Here is a 25,869-nt window from a genome sequence, read left to right as displayed (position 1 = left end):
GTCATGCGGTTTTCCAATATCCTCCAGCTCGGCATCAAGGAATTACGGGGGCTTGGCCGCGATACGCTGATGGTCGTTCTCATCGTCTACGCCTTTTCGCTGTCCATCTACATGGAATCCTCCGCCATGCCGGAAACGCTCAACCGCGCGGCCATCGCGGTTGTCGACGAGGATCGCTCGGCGCTGTCGTATCGCATTATCGATGCCTTCTATCCCCCCTATTTCATCGAGCCTGAGATCATTGACACCGCCGAGATGGACGCCCGGCTAGACACCGGAACATCGACCTTCGTGCTCGATATTCCGGCGAATTTCGAACGGGACGTTCTGGCCGGGCGAAAGCCGGAACTGCAGCTCAATATCGACGCCACGCGCATGACGCAGGCCTTCACCGGCAATAACGACATCCAGCAGATTATCGACAACACCGTCAGCGAATATCTGAACCGCTTTCCCGGCGGCAGCGAAATTCCGGTCTCTCTCGATATCCGCGCCCGCTACAATCCGCAGCTCAGCCAGATGTGGTTCGGTTCGATCATCAACATCATCACCAGCATCACCATGCTGTCGATGATCCTGTCCGGCGCGGCGCTGATCCGCGAGCGCGAGCATGGCACGATCGAGCACCTTCTGGTCATGCCGGTCACCGCCCTCGAAATCGTGGTCAGCAAGATCTGGTCGATCGGCCTCGTCGTCCTCGTCGCCTCGACGCTTTCCCTTGTGATCGTGGTCGAAGGCATTCTCGGCGTGCCGGTCAACGGTTCCATGCCGCTGTTCATGGCCGGCAGCGCGCTGATGCTGTTTTCGATGTGCTCGCTCGGCATTTTCCTGGCGACCGTGGCGGGCTCGATGCCGCAGTTCGGTCTGTTGCTGATGCTGGTACTGATGCCGTTGCAGGTGCTTTCCGGCGGAATGACGCCGCGCGAAAGCATGCCGCAATTCATTCAGGACATCATGCTGCTGGCGCCCAATACCCATTATGTGACGTTGTCGCAGGCCATCCTGTTTCGCGGCGCGGGCTTCGATGTCGTCTGGCCGCAATTCGTCTGGCTGGCTGCCCTCGGACTGGCGCTGTTTGCCATCGCCCTGCGCCGTTTCCGCGGGTTTATGCAATAGGTGCGTGTCCGCTGTTCATTGTCATTTATTAAGACGTGATCAGGGGTATTTCCACGCATCCTCTGTCAGCGTTCTGAACGCTCCCTCTCCGGCGTCAAAGGCAAGGGCGCTGGTGGTGCCTTCGTGCCAGCCAAAAACTCGGAGTTGGCGTAAATGACGCCGGAAACGTCATCGACGCTGACAAAGGTCGGGTTGTCGACCGTGCCGGCAATGCGCCGCGCCGTCAGCGTTTCCTCATGGGGTTTTGATCGTGTCGGCGCGGTCCTTGCTATTTGCCGGGTACAGATATATCAAATCATGAAATTGATATCTAAGGAGAGGCTGTTGACAGACGAGGGGCAGAAAGCGCGCATCGCGTTCGGTTGCGCGGCATTGGCCGGTCTTTATGCGCCGGTCTCGGTCGCAGATGCCCGCGATGTGCTGGAGGCGGCATGGGATGCGGGCATCCGTCGTTTCGACACTGCGCCGTTTTACGGCCTGGGTCTATCCGAGCAGCTTGTCGGCGATTTCCTGCGCGAGAAGGCGCGCGCGGACTTTACCCTTTCAAGCAAGGTCGGCAGGCTGCTGGAAGCGCCTGATGACGATGCGCCCGACCCGCCGTTCGGGCATCTGAGGCACAGCGTGCGCTTCGACTACAGCCATGACGGCATCATGCGTTCCTACGAGCAGAGCCTTGCCCGCCTCGGCCTTGACCGGATCGATATTCTCTACGTTCACGACATCGGCGAATTCGCGCACGGGCCGGAGGCCAATGCGCGGCATATGAGAGACCTGACCGGCTCCGGCCTGAAGGCTCTCGAAAGACTGAAGGCCGAAGGGGCGATCGCAGGCTTCGGCCTCGGCGTCAACGAAACGGCGGTCTGTCTTGATCTGATGGACCATGCGGAGTTCGACGAGATCCTGCTTGCCGGGCGCTATACGCTGCTCGACCGCTCTGCCGAAGAAGCGCTGCTGCCGCGCGCGCGCGTCGCGGGAACCCGTCTTGTCATCGGCGGCGTGTTCAACTCCGGCATACTGGCGACCGGGCCGGGGCCGGACGCGCATTTCAACTATGAGCCGGCAACGCCCGACATTCAGGAAAAGGTCGCCGCGATTGCCGCCATTGCCGGGCGCTACGGCCTGGCGCTGCCGGAAGCCGCGATCAACTTTCCGGCGGATCACCCTTGCGTCTCGCATATCCTGATCGGGACGGGTAAACGCTACAGCCTGATGCGCAATCTGGAACAGTTCGGCACGGCGCTGCCGCGGGATTTCCTCAGCGAGATCCTGCCCTTTACGATCCGCTGATCCTCAATAAAGCCCCATATGGCGGCGCAGCGCCGCTTCGAAATGGGCTCGGACCGCGTCTTCCGCCCCCTGAACCGCGCGCGCCCGGCAGGCCTTGAGGATCGTCATGTGCTCGTTGAGCGAGCGCTGGGCGAGCGGCGGCGTCATCTTCCTGTCGAGCCGCACCAGCCGCAGATAGTTGTGCATGCGCTTGTAGCTGGAATTGATCAGCGGGTTGTCGAGCGCGCCGATGATGGAATCGTGCAGCGCCGCCTCGAGCCGCTCGATCTCCGCGAGAGCCTGATCGTCGAGACCGGTCCGGCCGATCGCCTCCGACAGCATTTCATGCTGCGTCAGAAGCGCGGCGATCTCCTCGTCGCTGGCCGTTTCGGCGAAGACCTTCACCGCCGCGCATTCCAGTATCGTGCGGTACTGATAGGTCGAGCGCGTCAGTTCCAGCCCCGGCTTGACGAACTCGATGCCGGAACGCGGATGGATGGTCAGCACCCCTTCCACTTCCAGAACCCGCAAGGCGTCGCGCAGCGGCGCAACCGGAATGTCCAGCATCTCGACGAGCTGGTTTTGCGAGACGAAGGCGCCTGCCGGCAGCTTCTTCGCGAACAGATGTTCGAGAATCCGCTCATACGCAACGTCGCTGAGGCGTTTCGCGCCATGGGGCGCGGCAGCGCCGGAATTCGACAATTTCGAAGAAACCACTTGTCTCTCACTCTCGATAAGTATATTACGTCCGCCATCTGATATATCAATCATCGGGAATAGTCTACCAGATGCCCATGCCCATAGCGAGCTTTCGTATCACACGCTACCAGTTTCGTCGCCATCGTCCGATCGGCGACAGCCAGGTGCGTGCCGATGACGTGCATGTGGCCGCGCTGGAACTGATTGCCGAGGACGGAACCGTCGGACTGGGCTTCATCCAGTCGCTGTTCTTTCCGCTGCCCTCGGAGCAGGAGCTGACGCGCGTTTTCGCGGCGGAAGTTTTTCCCGCGCTTGAGGGCGAGCAGGCGGGTGCGCTGGTGCATCGCGTTTCCCGGCCGCGCGGCGGCAAGCAGCGCGCGGCATCCATTCCTGCCTATGAAGCCGTGCAGGTCGCGCTCTGGGACATGTTTGCCAAACAGCTCGGCCTGCCGCTCTACCGGCTGCTGGGCGGCGGGCACAAGGACCGGATCCGCGCCTACGCCTCCGGGCTTGATTTTCATCTGAGCGATCACGAATTCACCGCGCTTTTCGGTGCGGCGGACGCGCAGGGCTTTTCCGCCTTCAAGATCAAGGTCGGGCATCCCGATTTCGAATGGGATCTGCACAGGCTTGCCCTCCTGAAAAAGGCCGTGCGGGCCGATGCCCGGATCATGATCGACGCCAACGAGGCGTGGGGCGCCAAGGAGGCGCTGATCAAGATCAACGCGATCGAGGCGCTTGGCTATCGCCTCACCTGGGTCGAGGATCCGATTTTGCGCTCGGATTTTTCCGGTTTGAAAATGCTGTGCGAGGCGACCGGCAACACGATGATCAATTCCGGCGAATATCTCGACGCCTCCGGCAAGCGCGCGCTGATGACGGCGGGGGCGACCGACATGGTCAATGTCCATGGCCAGATCACCGACGTCATGCATGTCGGCTGGCTTGCCGCCGAGCTTGGCGTTCCGGTTTCGCTCGGCAACACGTTTCTGGAGGTTGGCCTGCATCCGGCGCTGGCGCTGCCGGAGGTCGAGTGGCTCGAATATTCGTTCCAGAATTTCGACCACCTCGTCGAGGAGACCTACGAGATCCGCGACGGCTTTTTCATCGCGCCGGAACGGCCCGGCCACGGTCTCGTCCTGAACGAGGCGACGCGCAAGGAATGGGCCAGACCGGAGATTGTCGCGGCTGAGGCCATCGGTCCGGTGCCGCCGGGCTCGGCGCCCGAAATCCTGGCCGTACCAGCCTGAGCCAGCGACCGGCCGTCGGGAGGGCCGATGCCGCCGGAAACAAACGAACAAAGGGAGGAGAGAATGATGCATATCGTGAAACTATCCATGGCGGCGGCGGCAATGACCGCCATTGCCGTGCCCGCGCTTTCCACTGAGTTGACCGTCTGGGACTGGAAGTCCGGCGATCCGGCTGCTGCGAGCTATATCCAGACCGCGAAGGAAAAGTTCGAGGCGGACAATCCCGGCGATACGGTGAAATTCGTCATGCAGCCGCATGACCAGTATTACACCATCCTCGGAACAGCGCTTGCCTCCGGCAAGGGGCCGGATGTTTTCCTGCTGCATGGCGGCGCGCAGACCCGCGCGCGCATTCCCGCCCTGGTCGACCTTTCCGCGCACAATGAGAACCTTGTCGGCACGGAAGAATTCGAGGGCGAGGACGGCAAGCTCTATGCCTTGCCGGTCACCATCCAGGGCTTCGTCGTCTATTACAACAAGGAACTCTACGCCGATGCCGGCCTCGATCCGGAAAGCCCGCCGCAGACCTTTGACGAGCTGGTCGCGGTCTGCGAGGCGATCAAGGAAAAAGGCGATGTTCCGTGCTTCGCGATGGGCAACAAGGAAGGCTTCGGCGCCGAATTCCTGTTGTCGGCGATCGCCGCCTCCATGCTGACCGACGAGCAGCAGCAGGCCTTCGCCGACGGCACGCTCAAATGGTCGAGCCCCGAGATCAGCGAAATCCTGCAGACCTGGGTCGATACCGGCGCGATGGGCTGGTACAACAAGGGCGCGAATTCGCAGGCCAAGTTCATGGACGAATACGAGCAGTTCATGCGCTCCGACGCGGCCAATGTCATCGGCCTTGTCTCCGACATTGCCCACTGGAAACAGTTCGACGATTTTCTGGGTGCCGACAATCTCGGCGTCTTCATCCATCCGGCACCCGACATGGTGTTCGACCGGCCGCACATGCCGGTCTCGGGCGGCATCGGCTATGGCGTCAACAAGGATAGCGAATCTCGCGAACTGGCGGAAAAGCTGGCGGCAACGCTCGCCGATCCCGGCCCGGTCGCCGTTTTCGTCAATGACGCCGGCGTCGTTCCCGCCAGCACCGTGGTCGACACGTCGAGCCTTTCGAGCCCCTCGGCCGTCAGGATCCTCGGCTTCCTGAACGAAGAAAGCGCACCGATGGCGCATTCCAGCGTCACGGCCGAGGAACTGGCCGAATGGCATCGCCAGAGCCAGCTTCTGCTCAATGGCGACGCTTCGGTCGAGGACGCCGCCAGCCGCATGGACGACGTACAGGCGAAGGCGCACGGCGGCTGAGCGCCATTCAAGACAACCAATCGATCCGCGGGGCCTGTCGAAGGCCCCGCGGCCATGACCATCTGAAATCAGGAACAATGCCATGGGCAAGGACAGGACCGCACCACGTCACCGCCGCCGTCTCGGCGCGGAACGGCGCTTTGCCTATTTCTGCATCCTGCCGCCGATCATCCTGGTGCTCGTGTTCCGCATCATGCCGCTGATCTGGGGCTTCTTCCTGTCGCTGACGGATTCCACCGGCTTCAACGACGCTTCCTTCATCGGCCTTCAGAACTACCGCGAAATGGCTGCCGATCCCAATGTCCACGCCGCGGCCCGCAACACCGGCATACTGATCCTGTCCCTGCCGGTCTGGATCATGCTGCCGATGCTGCTGGCGACGCTGATCCATGTCGGGGTGCCCGGCGGCAAGCTCTACCGGTCCGTCTATTTCTTCCCCGCCGTGCTCTCGAGCGTGATCGTCGGTTCGATCTTCAACATCGTGCTGCGCTATGACGGCGGGCTCAATGCTTTCCTCGACATCTTCGGCATCGAAGGGGTCGACTGGCTTGGCAGCGGCTCGACCGCGCTTCTGTCTCTCTTCACCGTCCAGCTATGGGCGACCTTCGGCATGAGCCTGCTGATCTTCCTGGCCGGCCTGTCGACGCTGTCCTCGGAAATGCTGGAGGCGGCAAGGCTCGACGGCGCCAAGCTCTGGCAGACCTGGGTTTACGTGATCATTCCGGCGATGATGCCGATCATCGAATTCGTCGCGGTCGTCACCACGATCGGGGTGCTGACCAACATGTTCGGCCTGATCTATGTGCTTACGGCCGGCGGGCCGGGGACGGCCACGACGCTGCCGGAATTCCTGATCTGGCTCGAACAGGGGCAGATGAACCGTCCGGGCTATGCCGCATCGCTTTCCATGGTGCTGTTCGCGCTGATGGGCGGGATCGCCTACCTCCAGATCCGCATCATGAACCGCAACGCCAACGTCTGAAGAAAGGGCAAATCAGCATGGCTCAGGCCGGCAACAAGCAGAAACGGCTGCTCTGGGTATTTTCCGTGCCCATGGCGCTTCTGGCGCTCAGCTGCGTCTATCCGATGTTCTTCGCGTTCAACAACGCGCTGAAGACCGAGAAGGGCTATATCCTCGACCGCTTCGGGGTGGTTTCGGAGCCGACATTCGCCAATTTTGTCAATGTCTGGAGCCGTTCGGGACTGTCGGCCTATTTCTTCAATTCCGTCGTCGTCACGCTCGGCGCGGTGCTTGTCCTTCTGGTGATCTCCTCGCTTGCGGGCTTTGCCTTCGCGGTGTTGCGCTTTCCGCTGCGCAAGCTGATCTTCGTGGTCATCCTCGCCTCGCTGATGATCCCGGTGCAGGTGGTGCTGGTGCCGTTCTACCAGACGATCATCGGCCTCAACCTGCTGAACACGCGGATCGGGCTGATCATTTCATACACCGCGTTCTTCCTGCCGTTCTCGGTCTATCTGATGACCTCGTTCTATGCCGGCCTGCCGCGCGAACTGGTGGAGGCCGCCCGCATCGACGGGGCGAAGCTGATCCAGATCTGGTGGCATGTGATGGTGCCGATGGGCAAGCCGGCGCTGATCACGCTCGGCATCCTCAACACGCTTTACTGCTGGAACGACGTGCTGATCTCGCTGCTCGTTCTGCAGGACAAGCGCACGCTGATGGTCGGCATTGCAGCACTTCGCGGCGAATACACCACCAATGTGCCGCTTCTGTCGGCCGGCATTGTGGTGGCCGCAGCACCGATCGTCATCCTCTACATCGTTTTCCAGCGCCAGATTGTCAGCGGCATCGCCGTCGGCGCGGTGAAAGGCTAAATCAATGGCTCAGCTTGCTCTTCGCGATATTCGCAAGTCCTACGGCACGGTCGACGTGATCCACGGCGTCTCGCTGGATGTGGAAAAGGGCGAACTGGTGGTCTTCGTCGGCCCCTCCGGCTGCGGCAAGTCCACGCTGTTGCGCATGATCGCCGGACTTGAGGACATCACCGGCGGCGAGCTGACGATCGGCGGCAAACGCATGAACGACATCGAGCCGGCCGATCGCGGCGTGGCGATGGTGTTCCAGTCCTATGCGCTCTATCCGCATATGAGCGTGTTCGACAATATGAGCTTCGGCCTCAGGATGACCCGTCACCCCAAGCCCGAGATCGAGAAAAAGGTCAAACACGCCGCCGATATCCTGCAACTGACGCCGTATCTCGACCGCAAGCCTTCGCAGCTATCCGGCGGCCAGCGCCAGCGCGTGGCGATCGGCCGGGCGATCGTGCGCAATCCGGAAGTGTTTCTGTTCGACGAGCCGCTGTCGAACCTCGACGCCGAGCTTCGGGTGCAGACCCGCGTCGAGATCGCCAAGCTGCATGCAGCCCTTGGCAATACGATGGTCTATGTGACCCACGACCAGACCGAGGCGATGACGCTCGCCGACCGGATCGTGGTGCTGCGCGGCGGCCGGGTCGAGCAGATCGGCGCTCCGGTGTCGCTCTATCATGATCCGGACAACCTGTTTGTCGCGGGTTTCATCGGGTCGCCGCGCATGAATTTTCTCAAGGCGGTTGCAAATGGTGACGGCTCGTTGCGGGTTGCCGGCGTCGATGTCCGGTTGCCGAGCCTGCAACGCCCCATGGTCGCCGGCGAGGAGGTCACCTTCGGCATTCGTCCGGAGCATCTCGACGCCGCGTCGGGCATTGAACTGTCGCTCACCGTCGACGTGTCGGAGGAGCTTGGCGTCACGACCTATGTCTACGGCACGGTTGGCAACGGCGAGGCCATCATCGCCGAGCGCCGGAACCATGAGACGCCGCGCCACGGCGACAAGATCACGCTGCGCTTCGACCCCGCCCATGTCCGGCTGTTCGACAACAGCGGCGTCAGGATTCGAGCAGCCTGATATCCGCGCTTTGGCGCGGCAAAGAACGCGGCGTGCCGGTGACCCTGGGTAACCACGGCACTTCCTCCTCTCCCCCGTGCTCCGATGAAGGTCGGGCCCCTCGGCAGCCGCTCTCCCCTCCATTTGCGTCATGCTCGGGCTTGACCCGAGCATCCAATCACGTTTGCCGCGAGAAGAGTTGGCGGACTTTTCGCGCGGTATTGCAAGGACTTCACGACAACCGCAGACGCCTGTCGCAGTGCGAGGTGCTTGGATCCTCGGCACAAGGCCGAGGATGACGCCGAACAGGGGAGAGGGCGTGCTTCAACAACCTGGGTTTCGGCAGGTTGACCCGGCATGGTGATGAAATTGTCCCTTGCCCAGCGTGAGGTCGGCCGAGTCATTTGCATCCATCAAGGCATGCTGCCCGCTTTCTTGCACAGAGCGGTGGCGGCGACGGTCTGATGCAAAATGATGGATTTTGATGACTAATGTTGATTTGTAACGGGAGCGAGACGACCTAATTTCCTTCGCGAGGCATCACGGCCACGACGCCGTGGGGAGTTTGAAGAAGAAGGGGAGGAGGATGGTCCAGCTTTATGGAAAGTCCTTGTCGCGCGCCGATCTGGCTGCGTTGAGCGGAAATCTGAGCCATGCGGCGGGCGTGCGGCTGATGCAGCTTGACGACGGGGTCGAACGCGGCATCCGCATGCTGGAATTCCGTTCCGGCACGGGGCTGCGGTTCACGGTGTTGGTCGATCGCGCCATGGATATCGCCGATTGTGAGTATCGCGGCCAGGCCATCGGCTGGCACAGCCCGACCGGCTTCCGCCATCCGGCCCTGCACGACTATGAGGGCGAGGGCGGTCTCGGTTTCATGCGCAGTTTCTCGGGCCTGATGGTCACATGCGGCCTCGATCACATCCTGTTCATGAATGACGCCGAGACCAGCTCCTATGTTTACGGCCCGCGCGAAAAGGCCTCCCATTCGCTGCATGGCCGTGTGGGCACGATACCGGCGCGGCTGACCGGATATGGCGAGCGCTGGGACGGCGACAGGCTGATCCTCTGGGCCGAAGGCGTTGTGACGCAGGCGGCGGTGTTCGGCGAGCATCTCGAACTGCATCGCCGGATCGAGGTCGAGGCCGGCGCCAACGACATCCGGCTCAGCGACCGGGTGGTCAATGCCGGCTTCTACCGTACGCCGCACATGTATTGCTACCACATCAATGTCGGCCATCCGGTGCTGGAGGAGGGCGCGCGCTATCTCGCGCCGATCCGCGACGTGGTCTGGGCCGCCCATGCGGACAGCTATCGGAAACAGGGCGTCGGCTACCGCACGCTCCCCGGCCCGCGGATGAATTTCCACGAACAGGTCTGGCAGCACGAAATGGCCGCTGACAAGACCGGCGCCGTCCCGGTTGCGCTCGTCAACGACCGGCTCGGCCTCGGCTTCATGGTGACGACGCAAAAGAACCAGTTCCCCTGCCAGTATGAATGGCAGAACCTGCAGGCGGGCCAGTATGCGCTGGGGATCGAGCCCTCGACCCATCATGTTCTCGGCAACAATGCCGCGCGCGAGCGCGGCGAGATGATCTGGCTCGAGCATGGCGATGAGCGCCGCTATGACACGGTGTTCTCGATCCTGCCCGATACGCAAACGATTGCGGCGGCGGAGGCCGAGATCCGCGCGATCGCGATCCAGCCGGAGGCCGACTATCCCGCCGCTAGCGGCAATTTCCAACCGATCGAGGGGCGCGGAGCATGAGCGTCAGTTTCGATATGAGCCAACGCAGGGTGCTTTACACCGGCGGGGCAGGCGGGCTCGGCGCGGAGACGACCCGCGCGCTTCTTGTCGCCGGCGCCGAGGTGCATGTGCTCGATTTCGACGCCGAGAAGATCGCGGCGCTTGAACGCGACACGCCGGCAGGCGCCGGCGACCGGCTTCATACCCACCAGATCGACCTTCTGGACAAGCCGGCCCTTGCCGGGCTTCTGGCGAGGCTCACCGCCGACCGGCCGATCGATGTCGTGATCAACAATGCCGCAGTCTATCCATCGAAGCCATTTGAGGATTACAGCGACGCCGAGCTGGCGGCGGTTCACGGTGTGAATGTCGAGGCGGCGCATCTCTGCACGCGCGCGGCCCTGCCGGGCATGCGGGCGCAGAATTGGGGCCGCATCCTGAACGTCACCTCGATCACCCTTTCCGGACAATGGGAAAATCTCGTTCCCTACGTCCAGTCGAAGGGCGCTCTTCTGGGCCTGACGCGGGCCTGGGCGCGGGAATTCGGCAAATGGGGCGTGACTGTCAACGCGATCTCGCCGGGCGCGTTTCCGACTGATGCGGAGAAGATCCACCCCGATCCGGAAGGCTACAACGCCATGGTGCTCGACCGCCAGGCCGTCAAGCGGCGCGGCAACCCGATGGATATCGCCGCCGCTGTCATGTTTCTGGCGTCGGAACAGGCGGGGTTCATCACCGGACAATCTCTGGCCGTCAATGGCGGCTGGGTCATGGAGTGAGTGATATGGGAATTCTGAGCGGATATACGGTGCTGGACTGCTCGATCGCCATGGCGGGCCCGTTCGCGGCGCAGCGTCTCGGCGATCTCGGCGCCGACGTGATCAAGATCGAGCCCGTTACCGGCGAATGGCAGCGCCATGCCCCGGCCGGCGGGGCGACCGGAAACGAGGTCAATGTCAGCTTCCTGTCGCTCAACCGCAACAAGCGGTCTCTGGCGGTCGATCTGAAATCCGATGACGGGCGCGCGATCATCCAGAGGCTGGCGAAGACGGCGGACGTGTTCATCCAGAACTACCGTGCGGGCGTGGCCGGGCGGCTGGGCGTGGACTACGAAACGCTGTCGGCGATCAATCCCGGCCTCGTCTATGTGTCGATGACCGGCTTCGGCGAGGACGGTCCCTATGCCAGGCGGCCGGGTCAGGACCTGCTGCTGCAGGCCATGTCCGGCGCTATGATGTCGACCGGGCGCGCCGGCGAGCCGCCGCAGGCCTCGGGGCAGTATATCGTCGACGCGGTGACCGCCTACACCGCCTTCGAGGGCGCGCTGGCCGCCCTGCTTCATCGTGAGCGAACCGGGGAGGGTCAGAAGGTCGAGGTCAACATGCTCGACGCGATCACCACCATCCAGATGCAGGAATTGTCGGTGTTCACCGTCGGCCACAAACCGCAGACGCGCAGCGTCGAGCCGCATGCCCATGTCTATATCCGCTCGCCCTATGGCACCTTTGCCACCACGGACGGCTATATCGCGCTCGCCATGCCGCAGTTCGACGCCATGGCCAGGGCGCTCGACGAGCCCCGCTTTGCCGAACTCGACGAGATGACGGCAGGCTGGGAGGATCGCGACGGCGTCTTCGCGCTCACCCGCGAGGCGATTGGCAAATTCTCCACCGTTGAGGCGCTGGAACGCCTCTCCGCGCACGGCATCTGGGCCGGGCCGGTCTATAGCTATGCCGATCTGTTGGCCGATCCGCAGATCGCCCATAACGGCACATTCGTGGAATATGACCACCCGACGGAAGGCCGGGTGAAGACGCCGGGCTTCCCGATCCGCTTTTCGCGCACGCCGTCAGAGGTTCGCTACGGCGCTCCGCGCGTCGGCGAGCATACGCGGGAGGTGCTGGCTGGCGCCGGGTTTTCCGATGCCGAGATCGCCGAGATGGAGAAGGCCGGCGCCATCAAGGGAATGGAGGAATGAAATTGCGCGGCCCGGCGGAGCTATCCGCCCGGTCACGGGAAAAATCACTGGAGGAGGCCAGGATATGAACGAGCCCGATACACGGGAACTGACATTGCACGTGTCTGAACATGTTGCCGCGATCACCTATAACCGGCCCGCCAAACTGAACGCGATGACGCCGGAAATGGCGCGGCTGCTCGAGGAAGCCGTTGCCGCCTGCAACGACGCCGACGATGTGCGCGTGGTGATCCTGACGGGCGCCGGCAAGGCCTTCTGCGCGGGCTCCGACATCGCCTTGCTTGAGACCTACGAGACCCCCTGGGCGTTTCGCAACCGTACGGAATATTGCGACATACTGCGCGTTTTACGCAAACCCTCGATTGCGGCGATCAATGGCTATGCCTTTGGCGGAGGCCTGGAAATGGCCATGTCCTGCGATATTCGGGTGGCCTCGGCAAATGCGAAGCTGGGCGCGCCGGAAATCAAGCTCGGCTGGATCGGCGGCGGCGGCATGACCGCGTACCTCGCCCAGTCCATCGGTCCCTCGAATGCGGCGCTGATGGTGATGACCGGAGAGCCGGTTTCCGCCCAGCAGGCCGCCACGTGGGGGTTGGTCAGCGAGGTGACCGAGCCCGAGGCCCTGATGGAGCGCGCCCGCGAAATTGCCGGTCAGATCGCCGCCCGCGCGCCGATTGCCGCGGAGACGGCCAAGGCCAATCTCAAGGCGGCCTTCAACATGCCGCTGGAACAGGCGGTCGCCTATGAACGCGACCTGCAGACGATCTGCTTTGCCACCGAGGACGCGCAAGAGGGCCGCGCCGCCTTCGCGCAAAAACGCAGCCCGACGTTTGCAAAGAGGTGATGCCATGATGACCCGTCTCAAAACGCTGGTGAAACACCGTGAATTTTCGGTTTTCGCGATGCTGCTTCTGGTCGCGCTCTACCTGAGCTTTTCCAACGACTATTTCCTGTCGCAGCGCAATCTGATGAATGTCGGCCGGCAGGGTTCGGTGGTGGCCATTGTCGCGCTCGGACAGGCGCTGGTGATCATCGCGCGCGGGATCGATCTTTCCGTCGGTTCGGTGATCGGCCTGTCTGCGGTCTGCGCGGCAATCACGCTGCAGACGACGGGTTCGGATATTCTCGCTTTGGCGGCGGGTCTCGGGGCCGGCCTTTCTGCCGGTTGCCTCAACGGGTTGATGGTCACCCGCTTTCGCATCAACCCGTTCATCGCGACGCTCGGCATGCATTCTCGCCGGCAATCTGGCAAGCGCCGACCCCAATCTGGGCATGGGCTACGAGCTCGACGTCATCGCCGCCGTGGCGCGATGCTCAGGGCGCTGTTGAACAACGCATTCGTTCTGCTGGGCATTTCGGCCTACTGGCAGGTCGTAACCAAGGGGCTCATCCGGCGTATCCAGAGGCCGGTCTGCTACCGGAACCTTCCCGAAAGCGTTCCGCCCGCTGGCCTGAAATAGTCCGGCGGGCGGTGCTGCCCGCCATCTGTCATGCTCACCGCATCGGGATATTTTCGCGGAAGATGACCTGGAGGCGTGGCGGGTATTCCGGCTCCATCTCGCCGCGAACGGCCGCTGACAGCATGCGCAGGATCTCGCGCGCCTCGATGCGCGGGTTCTGGTCGATCACCGCATCCATGGTCCGGTCCAGAAGCGCTGTACGGGTGGTGTCGGTCAGGTCGTGGCCGATGAACACGACATCGCGGCCCTTGCGCACCTCCTTGAGCGCCTGGACGATGCCCTGATTGCCCGCGCCGATGCTGTATATGCCGTCGATATCCGCTCTTTCCAGCAATTGTCTGGTTTCCTGATAGGCCTTTGCACGGTCATCGCCCACTTCGGCGAAATGGATGATCTCGAGTTCGGGGAAATCCTCGGCGAGCATCGAGCGAAAGCCCATCTCGCGCTCCTCATGGCCGCGATAGGCGAGCGAACCGATGAACACGGCGATCTTGTAGCGCTTGCCCGCATTCAGGAACCGTCCGAGCAGAAGCCCGGCAAGCCGGCCGGCGGCGCGGTTGTCGATGCCGACATAGCCGACCTTGGAAATGGCCGAAATGTCGGAAACGAGCGTGGCGATGCGGATGCCTTTCCTGGAAAGCTGCGTCAGTTCCTCGCGCAGCATCGGGTGATCGGGCGCCACGATACCGATCGCATCGCATTTTCCCTCGACGGCGCGCAGCGCCGCGACATAGGCCTCGGGCCTGGGATTGACGACGTCCTCCACCTGAACCGAGACATCCTTGCGCGCCTGAGCCTCCTCCAGAAGCTGGGTGCGCAGCCCGCGCATGAAGCTGTTGGGCCCTTCCGGCAGGAAGAAGACGATGCGGACGGCCTTGCCTTTCTGCGTTTCGGACAATCCGAAATAGCCGAGTTGGCGCGCGGCCTCCATCACGATCGAGCGCGTGCGTTCGCGCACGCCCGCCCGGTCATTCAGCACGCGGTCGACGGTCGCCGGAGAAACGCCTGCAAGCCGTGCGATCTCCGACATTGTGACGCGCATGACGAAGTCCTTATGAAGACATCAGAAAACAAATCATTTTCAATCATCATAAGGCGATGATCAACGGGCTGACAGCCCGGAGACCGCATTATCTTCTGCCTTTTTGGGTAGGCAAGGCGATGCCGGCGATAGCTGGCGGATCGCCGTCATCCCAAGGTGTCTTCAGGATGGTTCTACTCGCGCGTTCAGGCGGCCCGGCGCTGCACCAGGTAGACGTGGTCGCAGGCCATCACCACCTCGTCGCGCTGGTTTCTCACCCGCACCTCCTCGATGACGCGGCCGTGGCCGGGGCGCTTCGGGTCGTCCTCGCAGCGGGCGATGGTCAGTACGGTGTGGATCGTGTCGCCGATGAACACCGGTTTCGGGAACCGCAGGCGTTCATAGCCATAGGTGAAGGAGAGCGGGTTGATCTCCGACGCCGAGAGGCCGATGCCGATCGCGAATGTCATCGTGCCATGGGCGATGCGCTGGCCGAAGGGGGTCGACTTCATGTGTTCGGCGTCCATGTGGTGCGGAAAGAAATCGCCGGTATGGCCGGCATGGACCACGAAGTCCGTCTCCGTGATCGTGCGGCCATAGGTGCGGCGCTCCTCGCCGACGGCGATATCCTCGAAGTGGCGCGGTCGCTCCATCAGAAACTCTCCGTAAACAGTCTGTTGATCCGGGCGATTGCGGCGTGGGGCGTGGCGCCGTCCCTCAGCGCCTCGTTGAGGGCATCGGAAGCGTCGGCCTGGAAGCGCATATAGCCGTTGTGACGCGGGCGCAGGAAGGAGGTCTCCAGCGTTTTCCGGGTGTTGCGGTAGAAATCATGGGTCCTGACATTGACCGCATCGTCGGTCCAGCCGGCATCATGGCCGGGCTGGCCGCCGGCTTCGGGGTAGAGCCCGGACTGAACCGCGCCGCATGCCACCCAATAGGCATAGTCGATGGCGGCTTTTCCGTTCTGCGAAAAGGCCGAAACGGCAATCCCGGTGCCGCCAAGCGCGGAGCCGCAGGGGCCGTTTTCGCCAAGCGCGGGAATGTCGGTGAAGGTCAGCCGGTGCGGGCGGAAGCCGTCGATCGCGTAGTTCACATAGCCGTAGATATAGGGCGAGAGGACAGCCGTTCCCTCTGGCGCGGCAAGCGCCTCGAGCACGGCAATGGGGTCCATGGCGAAATTATTCGCGGGCACCAGGCTGGCAAGCTCTGCCAGCTTCTCATAGACGGCAATTCCCTCCGCCTCAACGATCAGCGGGCCGGGGCCGTCATTGCGGCAGGGCGTGCCGGCGTTGGCGGCAAGTGTGTAGAACGTCATCAGATTGTGCGGCGGGCGAAGCGGCAGCATGACGCGGCCCTCGCGGGCCAGTTTGAGCAGGCTTTCCCAATCGTCGGGAAGCGTCGGAAGCAGGTCTTCGCGACAGGCCATCACCTGGGCGGCGGCATCCAGCGGGAAGGCCCATTGACGGCTATTGTAGTTGTAGCTCGGGTAGGAGGCGCCGACGGAGCCCTCTTCAAGGGCCGCGCGCTCATCCTCGCGGCCTTCCACATCAAGCGGCGCCAGGCAGTTTTCCGCCGTGATCTGGCCCACATGCGGGTGGTCGATGACGATCATGTCGTACTGCCGGGCCAGTTCCTCGACGGGAAAGCTTTCGAAGTCCTGCAGGCTGCGCTTGTCCCATTCGATCGAAACGCCGGTTTTTTCCTGCCAAACGCTGGCGCTTGCCGCCATCGGATCATAGCCGCGCGGATGGCTCCAGGTCATGCCTTTCAGTTTGATCGTCACAGTCCGAACTCCGCGCGTATGGCCGCGCTCTGCTCGCCGATCCTCGGCGCCGCGCGGTGTGTCTGCATGCGTTTGCCGTCGACCCTGAGGGGTGAGCGCGTGGTCTGGATTTCAATACCGTCCTCGCGCGTTACCGTCTGCAGCATGTCGAGCACCTTGAAACCGGCGTGATCCATCAGTTCCGGCCAGTCCAGCACTCTGGCGCACCAGATATCCGCCGGTTCGAGGATAGAGAGCCAGTGGTCGGTAGTCTGTTCCTTCAGCACGCCTGCAATGATGCGCTTGATGTCGTCGCGGGCGGAAAACCAGAGATCCGGCTTGCCGCGATAGGGGTCGAGCGCTGCGATTTTCAGCACGTCGGCAAGCTGGTCGATCGGCATCATCGCGAGCGCCAGATAGCCGTCTGCCGTCGGATAGACGCCGTACGGCGCGGAAAGATAGGCGTGCGCCGAGCGGAAACCGGAGCGCTTCGGCGGACGCTTGCCATCGTTGAGATGGGTGGTCAGCACCTCGAACTGGAAATCGATCAGCGCTTCGAGAAGACTGGTCTCGACATGGGCGCCCCTGCCGGTGCGGCCCTTTTTCACCAGTGCTGCAAGCACGCCCTGGCACAATGCCGCGCCCGCCAGCATGTCGGCGATGGCGAGGCCGAAGGGGACGGGGCCCTGGTCCTCGTCGCCGTTCAGCCACATCACCCCGGAGCGAGCCTGGGCAAGCAGGTCCTGTCCCGGCCGGGAGACCCATGGCCCTTCGTCGCCATAGCCGGTGATCGAGCCGTAGACGACGCCCGGATGAAACGCCTTCACGGTGTCGTAATCGAGACCGAGCCGGGCGATCACGCCGGGGCGGAAATTCTGCAGCACGATATCGGCCCTGCCGATCAAGGTCCTGAGCGCTGCCAGATCCGCTTCGTCCTTCATGTCGATGGCGAGGCTTTCCTTGGAGCGGTTGATGGCGTGGAAGATGGTCGAATCGCCGCCGATCTCGGTGTCGGAGAGATAGAGCCGGCGCGACAGGTCGCCAAGGCCGGGGCGCTCGATCTTGATCACCCGGGCGCCGAGATCCTGCAGGCGCAGCGAACAATAGGGGCCGGAGAGGAACTGGCACATGTCCAGCACCAGCACGCCGGCAAGCGGCAGGTCGTCATTCTCTGCAGTCATGGTTTTTCCTTGATGGGCGTCGCGGGCGAAGCGCTCGACCGGTAAGCGGCCTCGACCAGCGCCATGGTGTTCCAGGCGTCCTCGACCGAGGTGACCAGGCGGGCATCATCGCCGGCGACGAAACGCTGGAGATTGCTCATCACGCCGATGAAGGCATGCGGGAACCAGGTGCCGGCAAGCGGGATCTGCTGCCATTCGCCGCCTTTCTCGCAGAACCACAATTCATCCGGCACGCCTTTGGGATAGTCGAGGTTGACCCCGAGCGTGGTCGTCGCGACGCCCTTGGTGCCCTCGAAGCGGAAATAGCAGTCCTGGAATTTCGGGCCGAAATCGTGGTTGTGGTTGATCGAAAGCACGGCGCGGACCGGCTCGGGATAATCCAGAATGGCGGATGTGCGCGACTGCGCCACCGTCGATTGCGGATGCCCCAGTGTGCGGGCGTGAACGCCGGTCGGATTGCCGAGGAAGTGGCGGATCACGTCGAGATAATGGATCGAATGCAGCAGGATCTCGACCCGGTCCATGGTCTTCAGGAAAGGCCACAGGTCCCAGGGCGTCATCATGTTGGCATGCATCTCGACATCGACCAGTTCGCCGAGCGCGCCGCTTTCGTAAAGATCGTGGATGGCGAGCATCATCGGCGAGAAGCGGAGTTGGAAATTTACCGCCGCCGTCAGGTTTTTCGCCCGGCAGATTTCCAGAATGGCCGTTGCTTCCTCAAGGTTACGGCCCATCGGCTTCTGCATCAGCACGGCCGCGCCGTCGGGCAGGCGCTTCAATATCTCTACATGCGCGACCGGCGGCAGCGCGAGGTCGAAAATGGCGCCGGGGACGGCTACCGCCTCCTCGACGCTTGCAAAAGCGGCGATATCCCATTCGGCGGCGAGTTTTGCCGTGCGCCCGGGATCGATGTCGTAGAGGCCGGCGACCGGCAGGCCCGCCATGCGGTAGGCGGGCATGTGGGCGTCGCCCACGATCGAGCCGCCGCCGAAGATCACGATGGGGCGCGGGGCGCGAACCGCCGCCCAGCTTTGCGCCGGGTTGCGAGATGTTTGTGACAACCTGCTCCTCCTTCAGGCGAGAGTGTCATTCTTATGTAAATAGATTATTCAAATTTGGATTGATTGCAAGGGGGACGCTGTGGCGCCGTGTATTTTCCTTCCGGTTGCCGCCTTTCATCCTGCGGCCGCGAAACCAGCCGTCCGCCCTCGACAAGCCTTCCGTTTCGCACTACGACGCTCGGGTCTTTCGATCACCGGAATATCCGTCGCGCGGTCTTCCTGGTGCTATCCTGCTCATTGCAGCGCCAACACTATGAGGATGATCATGAGCGAATTGCCTCCCTGTCCCAAATGTCAGTCGATTTACACATATGAAGACGGCGCGCTGTTGATGTGCCCCGAATGTGGTAACGAATGGACGCCCGGGGCGGACAACAGCGGCGAACCGGAATTCAAGGACGCCAATGGCAATCTACTGGCCGATGGCGATACGGTTACCGTCATCAAGGACTTGAAGCTCAAGGGCTCCAGCCAGGTTCTCAAGGTCGGCACCAAGGTGAAGAACATCCGCCTTGTGGAAGGCGATCACAATATCGACTGCAAAATAGATGGTTTCGGCGCCATGAAGCTGAAATCGGAATTCGTGAAGAAGATCTGAGGCCCGCTCCGGCAGCCGATGTACCGGCCAGACACCTGCAGGCAGGTGGTTGATCGAGGCTTCGAACAGCTCCTGATGTGGCCGCCTTCAAGCGAGATGGAAAACGTCTTCCATCTCGATCCACCATTCGCCTTCCTTCGCGGTGTCGAGCGGTTTCTGGCAGGGCATGCAGACCGACCACCATTCCTGCGTCTTCGGATCGGCCGCCATTTTGGCCTGGTCGGCCTCATAATCGTCGCCGGTATATTCGTAATAGGAGAAGAGCAGGTTTTCCGGCTCCCGGAGGAAGATGGTGTAGTTCTGGATACTGCACGCCTTGATCATCTCCAGCACGTCCGGCCAGACATTGGCGTGAAGCTTCTTGTATTCGGCAACCTTGTCGGCGTTGAGCCCGATGACCATTCCGATGCGCTGCATGGGTTTTCTCCGTTGTGATATTTTCTAGAGGCGATAAACGCGCATGGCGTTGCGGGAGAACAGGTTTTCCTGCTCTTCCGCCGTCGCGCCGGCGACGATTTCCTTCGTGCTCGACACCCAGTCCTCAAGGCTTGCGTGGATCGTGCAGACCGGAAAGTCCGAGCCCCAGACGACGCGATCGAAGGTGAAGGCGTCGAGGACGCGGGAGACATAGGGCCGGAGTTTTTCCGTGCTCCAGCCCACGCCGGCATAGGCGATCACCCCGGAAATCTTGGCGGTGACATTCGCAAGTCTGGCGCATTCCGAAATATACTCTGCCCACGGTGAATATGCATCGTTTTCGATGTCGGGCACGCCGCAATGGTCGAGCACGAACTGCACGTCGGGGCATTTCCGCGCGAGCGCGACAGCGAGCGGAAGCTGGCGCGCGGAGAAGCACAGGTCGAAGGTCAGGCCGTGGGCGGAAAGCCGGCGGATGTTTTCGGCAAAGAGCGGCGCCTCGGAGACATCGTCCGGCATCGTGTGAAGCACCCGGCGAAGGCCGCGTACGCCCGGAATGGCGGCAATGCGCTCGAGATAGGCCGGGAAGTCCGGGCTTTCCGGCCGGCAGGCGGCGATCGCGCCCGCGATCTTTTCATGAGCGCCGACCATGAACGCGGTCTCGGCCTCCATGTCCGTCTCCGCGACATCGACTTCCATATGCAGCGCCATGTCGATGCCGAGCTTTTCGGCGCGGCCAAAATAATCGTCCGCCGTCAGCTGGCGGTCGAGCGCTGGGGCATCCTTCAGCCAGGGATAGGAAAATCGGTCCTTGTAGACGAGATGAAGATGGGTATCGATGATGCGCATTGTTCCTCCCTTGCCCGAACGGGCCATGATTTTGCGGCGGTCGGGTCCCTGCACTCACGGCGCGGGGCGGCCCTTCGACAGGTTTGCGGCGGCCGCGCGCACAAGTTCCAGCGTGCGCGCCCGGTCGTCCGCGATCATGCGGTCGAGGCGCTCGGTATAGGGCGAGGTGACGACCGCCATCACCGAGCCGAGCGGTCCGATGACCGGCGCCGAGAGATTGGTAACGCCGGCGATCTGCTCGCTCGGCATCATGGTATAGCCCGCGTTGCGGATCGGCTCGAGGCGCGCTTCCGTCTCCGGCGTCAGCGTCTCGCCCGCGCCCTTCAGCATCAGCGCCCGGTTTTCCGGCGAGGAGAAGGCGAGGAAGACGAGGCCGGAGCCGGTCGAGGTGAGCTTCAGCCGGGTGCCGACGCGAACGGCGAGGCTCCAGTAGCTCGGCGCGTCGACCTGGGCGACCACGACGGCGGCGTTCCTGTCGAAGACGACGATATGGCAGGACTGCCCCGCCTCCTGCGCCACATGCTGAAGCAGCGGCATCGCCTGGTTGACCAGCCGGCGCAGCGGCGGCCGGGCATGGACCAGTTCGAACATCTTCAGCGTGATCTCGTAGCGGTCCTCCGGGGTGCGGCGGATATATTCGCGCCGCACCAGCCGGTCGAGCATGCGGTAGATCTCGTTCGGCGTCCGCCCCAGCGCCTTGGCGATTTCCGCCTGGCTCAGCGAACCGTCGGTCCCGGCCAGAAGCTCGAAAATGTCGAGGCCCTTGTCGAGGGCGGGGGCGCGGTAGCGCTCGGAATCGTCTGAAGCCATGTTTTTTCCTCGGGGCAGGGAGAATCTTCACCCTGAAATTACTGCGAAACTGACGCTGTTCCTGTCCGATATCAAGAGCGGCGTTGACGCCATCGCCGAAATGATGCTTATATACGAATAGACTTTTCAAATATGGAGGATCAAGTCTTTTCTGGGCTTGAGCGATTGAGGAGGACAGTCATGCGACGGAATTTTCTGAAAACAGCACTGATCGCAACCTGCGCGATCGGCGGCCTTGCCGCTGGCGCACAGGCCGATGATTTCGATTACGGCAATTTCCCGGGCTACACGCTGCAGGTAAAGCTGATCGGCGGAACCCAGTACGAGAAGCTCTACACCCGCATTCCCGAATGGGAAGAGATGACCGGAGCCAAGGTCGAGATCGTCTCGTCGAAGAACCATTTCGAACTCGACCGCGAGATCAAGCAGGATATCGCTACCGGTGGAATTTCCTGGTGCGTCGGTTCCAACCACACCAGCTTCGCTCCGCAATATGGCGATCTCTATATCGACCTTTCGGAAGCCATTCCGCAGTCGGAGCTCGACAAATATGTTCCCGGCACGCTCGAATCGGCCATGGTCGACGGCCGTCTGGTCCAGCTTCCGCGCGTCACCGACGTTTCCAACCTCTACTATCGCAAGAGCCTCTACGCCGATCCCGCGAACCAGCAGGCCTGGAAGGAAAAATACGGGACCGAGCTCGCTCCGCCGAAGACCTATGACGAATTCCGCGATCAGGTGATCTTCTTCGCCGATCCGCCGATCCTTTATGGCACTGCCTTCGCCGGCAAGGATGAGGGTATGTCGGGCCGGTTCATGGAGATCCTGCGCGCCAATGGCGGCGACATGTTCGATGATGAATTCCACCCGGCCTTCAACTCGCCGGAAGGCGTTGCCGCCCTGCAGTGGTTCATCGACGTCTATGACGCCGGCGCGGTGCCGGCCGGCACGGTCAACTATACCTGGGACGATATCGGCCAGGCGATGGCCGCGGGCCAGCTCGCCCTCGATCTCGACTGGCCGGGTTTTGCCGCCTTCTTCGCCGACCCGTCATCCTCGAAGATCGCGGATGATCTCGGCTACGCGGTCGCCCCCGTCGGGTCGTCGGGGAAACGCGGCGGCTGGTCCGGCTCGCATTCCTTCTCGGTGACGCAGGATTGCGACAACAAGGACGCCGCGGTCTCCTTCGCCGTGTTCATGACCAATGACGAGAGCGAGCTCCTGGAAGCCATGGCCGGCAACCTGCCGACCCGCACGGCGACCTATGACGAGGTGATCGCCTGGTTCAATGAGAACGGCAAGGAGAACCTCGCCGAGATGTTTCAGGTCTGGCAGCAGTCGCTCGCCGATGCCCGCACCCCGCCGCTGATCCCTGAATGGATCCAGGTTTCCAACGTGCTGTGGCCGGAGCTTCAGGCCGCCATCGTCGGCGAGAAGACCCCGCAGGAAGCGCTCGATGATGCCGCCGAAGAGGCGACAATGATCATGGAAGACGCCGGCTACTACTGAGTGGTCTCGCATGACGCCGCCGGCCATGGCCGGCGGCGTCACCGGTCGCGGCCGGACATCCCTCCCGATTTCGCAATTTCCGAAGGCGCGACATGAAGTTTTTCAGGTCCCCGCAGGCGACGCCCTATCTTCTGCTGATGCCGGCCATTCTCGTCATTCTGGCGGTCGTGCTGGTGCCGCTCATCGTGTCGTTCTGGACCAGCTTCACCAGCTACAATCTGGTCAAGCCGGACTCGCTTTATAATTTCGTCGGCCTGCGCAATTACAGGCGTCTGATCGGCAATGAGGATTTCTGGTGGGCGTTCGGGCGCACCGTGGTGTTCATCACCATCGCGCTCAATCTGGAAATGATCCTGGGGCTCGGGCTGGCGCTGCTGGTCAACCGCATCACCTGGGGCCAGCGCACGCTCAGAACCATCATGATGTTTCCGATGATGTTCTCGCCCATCCTGGTGGGCTTCCAGTTCAAATACCTGTTCAATGATTCCGTCGGTCTGGTGAACAATGCGCTGTTCGCGCTTCACCTCATCGACAAGCCGATCCCGTGGCTGGTGAACGGCTGGCTTGCCAATTTCTCGATCATCGTCGCGGAAATGTGGATGTCGACCTCGATCTTCGCGATCCTGCTGATGGCCGGCCTGCTTGCCATGCCGAAGGAGCCGATCGAGGCCGCCAAGGTTGACGGCTGCAACGCCATTCAGGTGTTCCGCCACATCACGCTGCCGTTCCTGATGCCGTTCATCTGGATCGCGATGACAATCCGCTCGCTCGATGTCGCGCGCGCCTATGACATGGTGAAGATCATGACCAATGGCGGCCCCGCCGGCCGCACCGAGCTGATCTGGACGCTGATGACGCGCACCGGCTACCAGAACGCGCAGATGGGCATGGCCAACGCCATGGGCTACATCTCGATCCTGCTCTCGATCGCCTTCACCATCATGTTCTACCGCAACCTGTCGAAGGCCCGAATCTTCATGGGAGGCGCCCAATGACGACCGGAACCATCGAAAAGCCCTGGCAGCGCTGGCTGCTCCGGATCACGCTGTTCATCGCGATGATGATCCTGGTCGTGCCCGGCGCCTGGGTGGTGCTGACCGCCTTCCGGCCCAATGTCGAGGTCATGGCCCGCCCGCCGGTCTGGATCCCCGAGGTCTGGACGCTTGATAATTTCCTCGGCATTTTCGGGCTGCTGCCGGATCGCCAGCAGGGCCTGCCGGTCGAGCGCTACTTCATCAACTCGCTGGTGATCTCGCTCACCTCCACCGTGGTCGCGATCCTGATCGGGATGATGGGCGGCTATGCCTTCGCCCGCTACCGGTTCAGGGGCAAGGGCGCGCTGTTCCTCTCCTTCATGCTGTCGCGCACCGTGCCGGGCGTGGCGCTGTCGCTGCCGCTGTTCATTCTCTGGAGCAAGATCGGCCTGATCGACACCAAGTTCGGGTTGATCCTGGTCTACATGGCGATCAACATCCCGTTCACGATCTGGCTCACCGACGGCTTCTTCCGCCAGATCCCGGCCGATCTCTCGGAGGCCGCGCAGATCGATGGCTGCACCCGCTGGCAGGCATTCTGGAAAGTCGAGTTTCCGCTCGCCCGCTCGGGGCTCGCGTCTGCCGGCATCTTCGCCTTTCTGACCGCCTGGAACGAATTCGCGCTCGCAAGCCAGCTCACCCGCACCACCGCATCGAAAACCATGCCGGTCGGGCTGATGGACTTCACCGCCCAGTTCACCGTCGACTGGACCGGGATGAGCGCCATGGCCGTGCTGATCATCATCCCGGCGCTGATCCTCACCTTCATCGTACAAAAGCATCTGATTGCCGGACTGACGTTCGGCGGCGTGAAAGGATAATCCCGTGGCCGAAGTGCACCTTTCCAAAATCGTCAAGCGCTATGGTTCGCTTGAAGTCGTCCACGGCATCGACCTCGACGTCGCCCACAACGAGTTCGTGGTTCTCGTCGGCCCGTCGGGCTGCGGCAAGTCGACGACATTGCGCATGATCGCGGGTTTGGAGGATATCTCCGGCGGCGAACTGCGCATCGGCGACCGCGTCGTCAACACGCTGCCGCCGCGTTCGCGCAACATCTCGATGGTGTTCCAGTCCTACGCGCTCTATCCGCACATGACGGTTCGCGACAATCTCGGCTTCGGCCTGAAGATTGCCGGCATGACGCCCGAGGAGATCAGGCCGCGCGTCGACGAGGCCGCCGGCATTCTCGGCCTCGAACCCTTCATGGACCGGCTGCCGGCCAATCTTTCCGGCGGCCAGCGCCAGCGCGTCGCCATGGGCCGCGCGATCGTGCGCCATCCGGACGTGTTCCTGTTCGACGAGCCGCTGTCCAATCTCGATGCCAAGCTGCGCGGCCAGATGCGCGTCGAGATCAAGAAGCTGCATCAGCGGGTCAAGACCACGGTCATCTACGTCACCCACGACCAGGTCGAGGCGATGACGCTTGCCGATCGGATCGTGATCATGCGCGACGGCTATGTCGAGCAGGTCGGCACCCCCACCGACGTCTTCGAAAACCCGGCCAACACGTTTGTGGCCGGCTTCATCGGCTCGCCGCCAATGAACCAGCTCGAGGCCGTGGTCGAGGACGGCGCGGCCAGGCTTGCCGACGGCACGCTGGTGCCGCTGCCCGCCGATATCGCGCCGAAGGTTTCGGCCGGCAAGAAGGTCGTGATCGGCTTCCGCCCGGATGCCTTTGCCCCGAAGGGACACTCGCTGCATGCCGAGGACCGGTCGCTGGGGGTCAGCCTGCCGGTGCTGATCTCCGAGCCGCTTGGCACCGAGACGATCATCTATACAGAGCTCGGCGGCAAGGAGGTGCAGGCGAAAATGCTCGATCCACGGCCGCTGACCGATGGCGAGACGCTGACCTTCACGCTCGACCTCGACCGTCTGCACGTCTTCGACGGCGCGACCGGCAAGAGCCTGAGGACCTGATC

At 62.5% G+C, this 25,869-nt stretch carries 26 protein-coding genes; 17 read left to right on the top strand and 9 right to left on the bottom strand.

Annotated features, from left to right (window positions below; genetic code table 11):
* Positions 1-3: 3 nt before the first annotated feature.
* Both HQ843_RS02210 and HQ843_RS02205 read left to right on the top strand, forming a co-directional pair.
* The gene (locus tag HQ843_RS02210; protein WP_180900024.1) at positions 4-1,116 is read left to right on the top strand and encodes an ABC transporter permease; all 1,113 of its coding nucleotides are present in this window, start codon (positions 4-6) and stop codon (positions 1,114-1,116) included.
* 297 nt (positions 1,117-1,413) lie between these two features.
* Positions 1,414-2,403, top strand: a complete 990-nt coding sequence (locus HQ843_RS02205) for an aldo/keto reductase (protein ID WP_371822088.1) — start codon at positions 1,414-1,416, stop codon at positions 2,401-2,403.
* A gap of 3 nt (positions 2,404-2,406) precedes the next feature.
* Here HQ843_RS02205 and HQ843_RS02200 read toward each other — a convergent pair whose 3' ends face one another.
* Positions 2,407-3,099, bottom strand: a complete 693-nt coding sequence (locus tag HQ843_RS02200; protein ID WP_246710251.1) for a GntR family transcriptional regulator — start codon at positions 3,097-3,099, stop codon at positions 2,407-2,409.
* Between the two features lie 71 nt (positions 3,100-3,170).
* Between HQ843_RS02200 and HQ843_RS02195 the strand changes: the two genes are divergently transcribed.
* The 10 genes from HQ843_RS02195 (at position 3,171) to HQ843_RS02150 (ending at position 13,708) form a co-directional block, all read left to right on the top strand.
* Positions 3,171-4,331 carry a mandelate racemase/muconate lactonizing enzyme family protein gene (locus HQ843_RS02195; protein ID WP_210275267.1) on the top strand — a complete coding sequence of 387 codons (1,161 nt, stop codon included), beginning with the start codon at positions 3,171-3,173 and terminating at the stop codon, positions 4,329-4,331.
* Between the two features lie 63 nt (positions 4,332-4,394).
* On the top strand, positions 4,395-5,639 hold the full coding sequence (locus HQ843_RS02190) for an ABC transporter substrate-binding protein (RefSeq protein ID WP_180900027.1): 1,245 nt from the start codon (positions 4,395-4,397) through the stop codon (positions 5,637-5,639).
* 82 nt (positions 5,640-5,721) lie between these two features.
* Positions 5,722-6,621 carry a carbohydrate ABC transporter permease gene (locus HQ843_RS02185; protein ID WP_180900028.1) on the top strand — a complete coding sequence of 300 codons (900 nt, stop codon included), beginning with the start codon at positions 5,722-5,724 and terminating at the stop codon, positions 6,619-6,621.
* A gap of 17 nt (positions 6,622-6,638) precedes the next feature.
* On the top strand, positions 6,639-7,472 hold the full coding sequence (locus tag HQ843_RS02180) for a carbohydrate ABC transporter permease (RefSeq protein ID WP_180900029.1): 834 nt from the start codon (positions 6,639-6,641) through the stop codon (positions 7,470-7,472).
* 4 nt (positions 7,473-7,476) lie between these two features.
* Entirely contained in the window at positions 7,477-8,544 is a 1,068-nt protein-coding gene (locus HQ843_RS02175; RefSeq protein WP_180900030.1) for an ABC transporter ATP-binding protein, read from the top strand.
* A 565-nt stretch (positions 8,545-9,109) separates the two neighbouring features.
* Positions 9,110-10,291 carry an aldose 1-epimerase family protein gene (locus HQ843_RS02170; protein ID WP_180900031.1) on the top strand — a complete coding sequence of 394 codons (1,182 nt, stop codon included), beginning with the start codon at positions 9,110-9,112 and terminating at the stop codon, positions 10,289-10,291.
* Positions 10,288-11,049, top strand: coding sequence for an SDR family NAD(P)-dependent oxidoreductase (locus HQ843_RS02165; RefSeq protein ID WP_180900032.1), 762 nt, complete (start codon positions 10,288-10,290; stop codon positions 11,047-11,049). The genes HQ843_RS02170 and HQ843_RS02165 overlap by 4 nt, the downstream gene beginning before the upstream one ends.
* A 5-nt stretch (positions 11,050-11,054) precedes the next feature.
* The gene (locus tag HQ843_RS02160; protein WP_180900033.1) at positions 11,055-12,248 is read left to right on the top strand and encodes a CaiB/BaiF CoA transferase family protein; all 1,194 of its coding nucleotides are present in this window, start codon (positions 11,055-11,057) and stop codon (positions 12,246-12,248) included.
* A 64-nt stretch (positions 12,249-12,312) separates the two neighbouring features.
* Positions 12,313-13,092, top strand: coding sequence for an enoyl-CoA hydratase/isomerase family protein (locus HQ843_RS02155; RefSeq protein WP_180900034.1), 780 nt, complete (start codon positions 12,313-12,315; stop codon positions 13,090-13,092).
* Positions 13,093-13,096: 4 nt separating this feature from the next.
* The gene (locus tag HQ843_RS02150; protein ID WP_246710250.1) at positions 13,097-13,708 is read left to right on the top strand and encodes an ABC transporter permease; all 612 of its coding nucleotides are present in this window, start codon (positions 13,097-13,099) and stop codon (positions 13,706-13,708) included.
* 34 nt (positions 13,709-13,742) lie between these two features.
* Here HQ843_RS02150 and HQ843_RS02145 read toward each other — a convergent pair whose 3' ends face one another.
* The 5 genes from HQ843_RS02145 to HQ843_RS02125 all read right to left on the bottom strand — a co-directional run bounded on the left by HQ843_RS02145 (position 13,743) and on the right by HQ843_RS02125 (position 18,733).
* The gene (locus HQ843_RS02145) at positions 13,743-14,750 is read right to left on the bottom strand and encodes a LacI family DNA-binding transcriptional regulator (protein ID WP_180900035.1); all 1,008 of its coding nucleotides are present in this window, start codon (positions 14,748-14,750) and stop codon (positions 13,743-13,745) included.
* A gap of 185 nt (positions 14,751-14,935) precedes the next feature.
* Positions 14,936-15,382 carry a MaoC/PaaZ C-terminal domain-containing protein gene (locus HQ843_RS02140; protein ID WP_180900036.1) on the bottom strand — a complete coding sequence of 149 codons (447 nt, stop codon included), beginning with the start codon at positions 15,380-15,382 and terminating at the stop codon, positions 14,936-14,938.
* Positions 15,382-16,491 carry an extracellular solute-binding protein gene (locus HQ843_RS02135; protein ID WP_180901991.1) on the bottom strand — a complete coding sequence of 370 codons (1,110 nt, stop codon included), beginning with the start codon at positions 16,489-16,491 and terminating at the stop codon, positions 15,382-15,384. The genes HQ843_RS02140 and HQ843_RS02135 overlap by 1 nt, the downstream gene beginning before the upstream one ends.
* Positions 16,492-16,508: 17 nt before the next feature.
* Positions 16,509-17,672, bottom strand: a complete 1,164-nt coding sequence (locus HQ843_RS02130) for a CaiB/BaiF CoA transferase family protein (protein WP_180900037.1) — start codon at positions 17,670-17,672, stop codon at positions 16,509-16,511.
* Positions 17,669-18,733 (bottom strand): Gfo/Idh/MocA family protein, encoded by a 1,065-nt coding sequence (locus HQ843_RS02125; protein ID WP_180900038.1) that lies wholly within the window; start codon positions 18,731-18,733, stop codon positions 17,669-17,671. Before HQ843_RS02125 ends, HQ843_RS02130 begins: the two co-directional genes overlap by 4 nt.
* Positions 18,734-18,998: 265 nt before the next feature.
* Here HQ843_RS02125 and HQ843_RS02120 point away from each other — a divergent pair, with 265 nt between their 5' ends.
* Positions 18,999-19,331, top strand: coding sequence for a zinc ribbon domain-containing protein YjdM (locus tag HQ843_RS02120; protein ID WP_180900039.1), 333 nt, complete (start codon positions 18,999-19,001; stop codon positions 19,329-19,331).
* An 87-nt stretch (positions 19,332-19,418) separates the two neighbouring features.
* Here HQ843_RS02120 and HQ843_RS02115 read toward each other — a convergent pair whose 3' ends face one another.
* Genes HQ843_RS02115 through HQ843_RS02105 form a run of 3 tightly spaced genes read right to left on the bottom strand, consistent with a single transcriptional unit; the run spans position 19,419 to position 21,407 of the window.
* Complete coding sequence (locus tag HQ843_RS02115) at positions 19,419-19,748, bottom strand: L-rhamnose mutarotase (protein WP_180900040.1); 330 nt, start codon at positions 19,746-19,748, stop codon at positions 19,419-19,421.
* A 24-nt stretch (positions 19,749-19,772) separates the two neighbouring features.
* On the bottom strand, positions 19,773-20,597 hold the full coding sequence (locus HQ843_RS02110) for an amidohydrolase family protein (RefSeq protein WP_180900041.1): 825 nt from the start codon (positions 20,595-20,597) through the stop codon (positions 19,773-19,775).
* Between the two features lie 54 nt (positions 20,598-20,651).
* Positions 20,652-21,407 (bottom strand): IclR family transcriptional regulator, encoded by a 756-nt coding sequence (locus HQ843_RS02105; protein WP_180900042.1) that lies wholly within the window; start codon positions 21,405-21,407, stop codon positions 20,652-20,654.
* 180 nt (positions 21,408-21,587) lie between these two features.
* Here HQ843_RS02105 and HQ843_RS02100 point away from each other — a divergent pair, with 180 nt between their 5' ends.
* The 4 genes from HQ843_RS02100 (at position 21,588) to HQ843_RS02085 (ending at position 25,867) form a co-directional block, all read left to right on the top strand.
* A complete protein-coding gene (locus HQ843_RS02100) occupies positions 21,588-22,916 on the top strand; it encodes an ABC transporter substrate-binding protein (protein ID WP_180900043.1) in 1,329 nt (442 codons plus the stop codon).
* Positions 22,917-23,008: 92 nt separating this feature from the next.
* Positions 23,009-23,911, top strand: a complete 903-nt coding sequence (locus HQ843_RS02095; RefSeq protein ID WP_180900044.1) for a carbohydrate ABC transporter permease — start codon at positions 23,009-23,011, stop codon at positions 23,909-23,911.
* Positions 23,908-24,771, top strand: a complete 864-nt coding sequence (locus tag HQ843_RS02090) for a carbohydrate ABC transporter permease (protein ID WP_180900045.1) — start codon at positions 23,908-23,910, stop codon at positions 24,769-24,771. Before HQ843_RS02095 ends, HQ843_RS02090 begins: the two co-directional genes overlap by 4 nt.
* A gap of 4 nt (positions 24,772-24,775) precedes the next feature.
* Positions 24,776-25,867 (top strand): ABC transporter ATP-binding protein, encoded by a 1,092-nt coding sequence (locus HQ843_RS02085; RefSeq protein WP_180900046.1) that lies wholly within the window; start codon positions 24,776-24,778, stop codon positions 25,865-25,867.
* Positions 25,868-25,869: the final 2 nt, after the last annotated feature.

This window comes from Martelella sp. NC20 (assembly GCF_013459645.1).
In the GTDB taxonomy this organism is placed as follows: Bacteria; Pseudomonadota; Alphaproteobacteria; order Rhizobiales; family Rhizobiaceae; genus Martelella.
Note: the sequence above shows the minus strand (reverse complement) of the source record. Positions and strands in the feature narration are given on the sequence as shown.

Coding starts and splice junctions, on each gene's coding strand:
- HQ843_RS02185 (WP_180900028.1), top strand. CDS start 5,722: ATGGGCAAGGACAGGACCGCACCACGTCACCGCCGCCGTCTCGGCGCG.
- HQ843_RS02165 (WP_180900032.1), top strand. CDS start 10,288: ATGAGCGTCAGTTTCGATATGAGCCAACGCAGGGTGCTTTACACCGGC.
- HQ843_RS02145 (WP_180900035.1), bottom strand. CDS start 14,750: ATGCGCGTCACAATGTCGGAGATCGCACGGCTTGCAGGCGTTTCTCCG.
- HQ843_RS02130 (WP_180900037.1), bottom strand. CDS start 17,672: ATGACTGCAGAGAATGACGACCTGCCGCTTGCCGGCGTGCTGGTGCTG.
- HQ843_RS02155 (WP_180900034.1), top strand. CDS start 12,313: ATGAACGAGCCCGATACACGGGAACTGACATTGCACGTGTCTGAACAT.
- HQ843_RS02110 (WP_180900041.1), bottom strand. CDS start 20,597: ATGCGCATCATCGATACCCATCTTCATCTCGTCTACAAGGACCGATTT.
- HQ843_RS02135 (WP_180901991.1), bottom strand. CDS start 16,491: ATGACCTGGAGCCATCCGCGCGGCTATGATCCGATGGCGGCAAGCGCC.
- HQ843_RS02090 (WP_180900045.1), top strand. CDS start 23,908: ATGACGACCGGAACCATCGAAAAGCCCTGGCAGCGCTGGCTGCTCCGG.
- HQ843_RS02160 (WP_180900033.1), top strand. CDS start 11,055: ATGGGAATTCTGAGCGGATATACGGTGCTGGACTGCTCGATCGCCATG.
- HQ843_RS02095 (WP_180900044.1), top strand. CDS start 23,009: ATGAAGTTTTTCAGGTCCCCGCAGGCGACGCCCTATCTTCTGCTGATG.
- HQ843_RS02170 (WP_180900031.1), top strand. CDS start 9,110: ATGGTCCAGCTTTATGGAAAGTCCTTGTCGCGCGCCGATCTGGCTGCG.
- HQ843_RS02115 (WP_180900040.1), bottom strand. CDS start 19,748: ATGCAGCGCATCGGAATGGTCATCGGGCTCAACGCCGACAAGGTTGCC.
- HQ843_RS02205 (WP_371822088.1), top strand. CDS start 1,414: ATGAAATTGATATCTAAGGAGAGGCTGTTGACAGACGAGGGGCAGAAA.
- HQ843_RS02195 (WP_210275267.1), top strand. CDS start 3,171: ATGCCCATGCCCATAGCGAGCTTTCGTATCACACGCTACCAGTTTCGT.
- HQ843_RS02180 (WP_180900029.1), top strand. CDS start 6,639: ATGGCTCAGGCCGGCAACAAGCAGAAACGGCTGCTCTGGGTATTTTCC.
- HQ843_RS02150 (WP_246710250.1), top strand. CDS start 13,097: ATGATGACCCGTCTCAAAACGCTGGTGAAACACCGTGAATTTTCGGTT.
- HQ843_RS02120 (WP_180900039.1), top strand. CDS start 18,999: ATGAGCGAATTGCCTCCCTGTCCCAAATGTCAGTCGATTTACACATAT.
- HQ843_RS02105 (WP_180900042.1), bottom strand. CDS start 21,407: ATGGCTTCAGACGATTCCGAGCGCTACCGCGCCCCCGCCCTCGACAAG.
- HQ843_RS02175 (WP_180900030.1), top strand. CDS start 7,477: ATGGCTCAGCTTGCTCTTCGCGATATTCGCAAGTCCTACGGCACGGTC.
- HQ843_RS02140 (WP_180900036.1), bottom strand. CDS start 15,382: ATGGAGCGACCGCGCCACTTCGAGGATATCGCCGTCGGCGAGGAGCGC.
- HQ843_RS02190 (WP_180900027.1), top strand. CDS start 4,395: ATGATGCATATCGTGAAACTATCCATGGCGGCGGCGGCAATGACCGCC.
- HQ843_RS02100 (WP_180900043.1), top strand. CDS start 21,588: ATGCGACGGAATTTTCTGAAAACAGCACTGATCGCAACCTGCGCGATC.
- HQ843_RS02210 (WP_180900024.1), top strand. CDS start 4: ATGCGGTTTTCCAATATCCTCCAGCTCGGCATCAAGGAATTACGGGGG.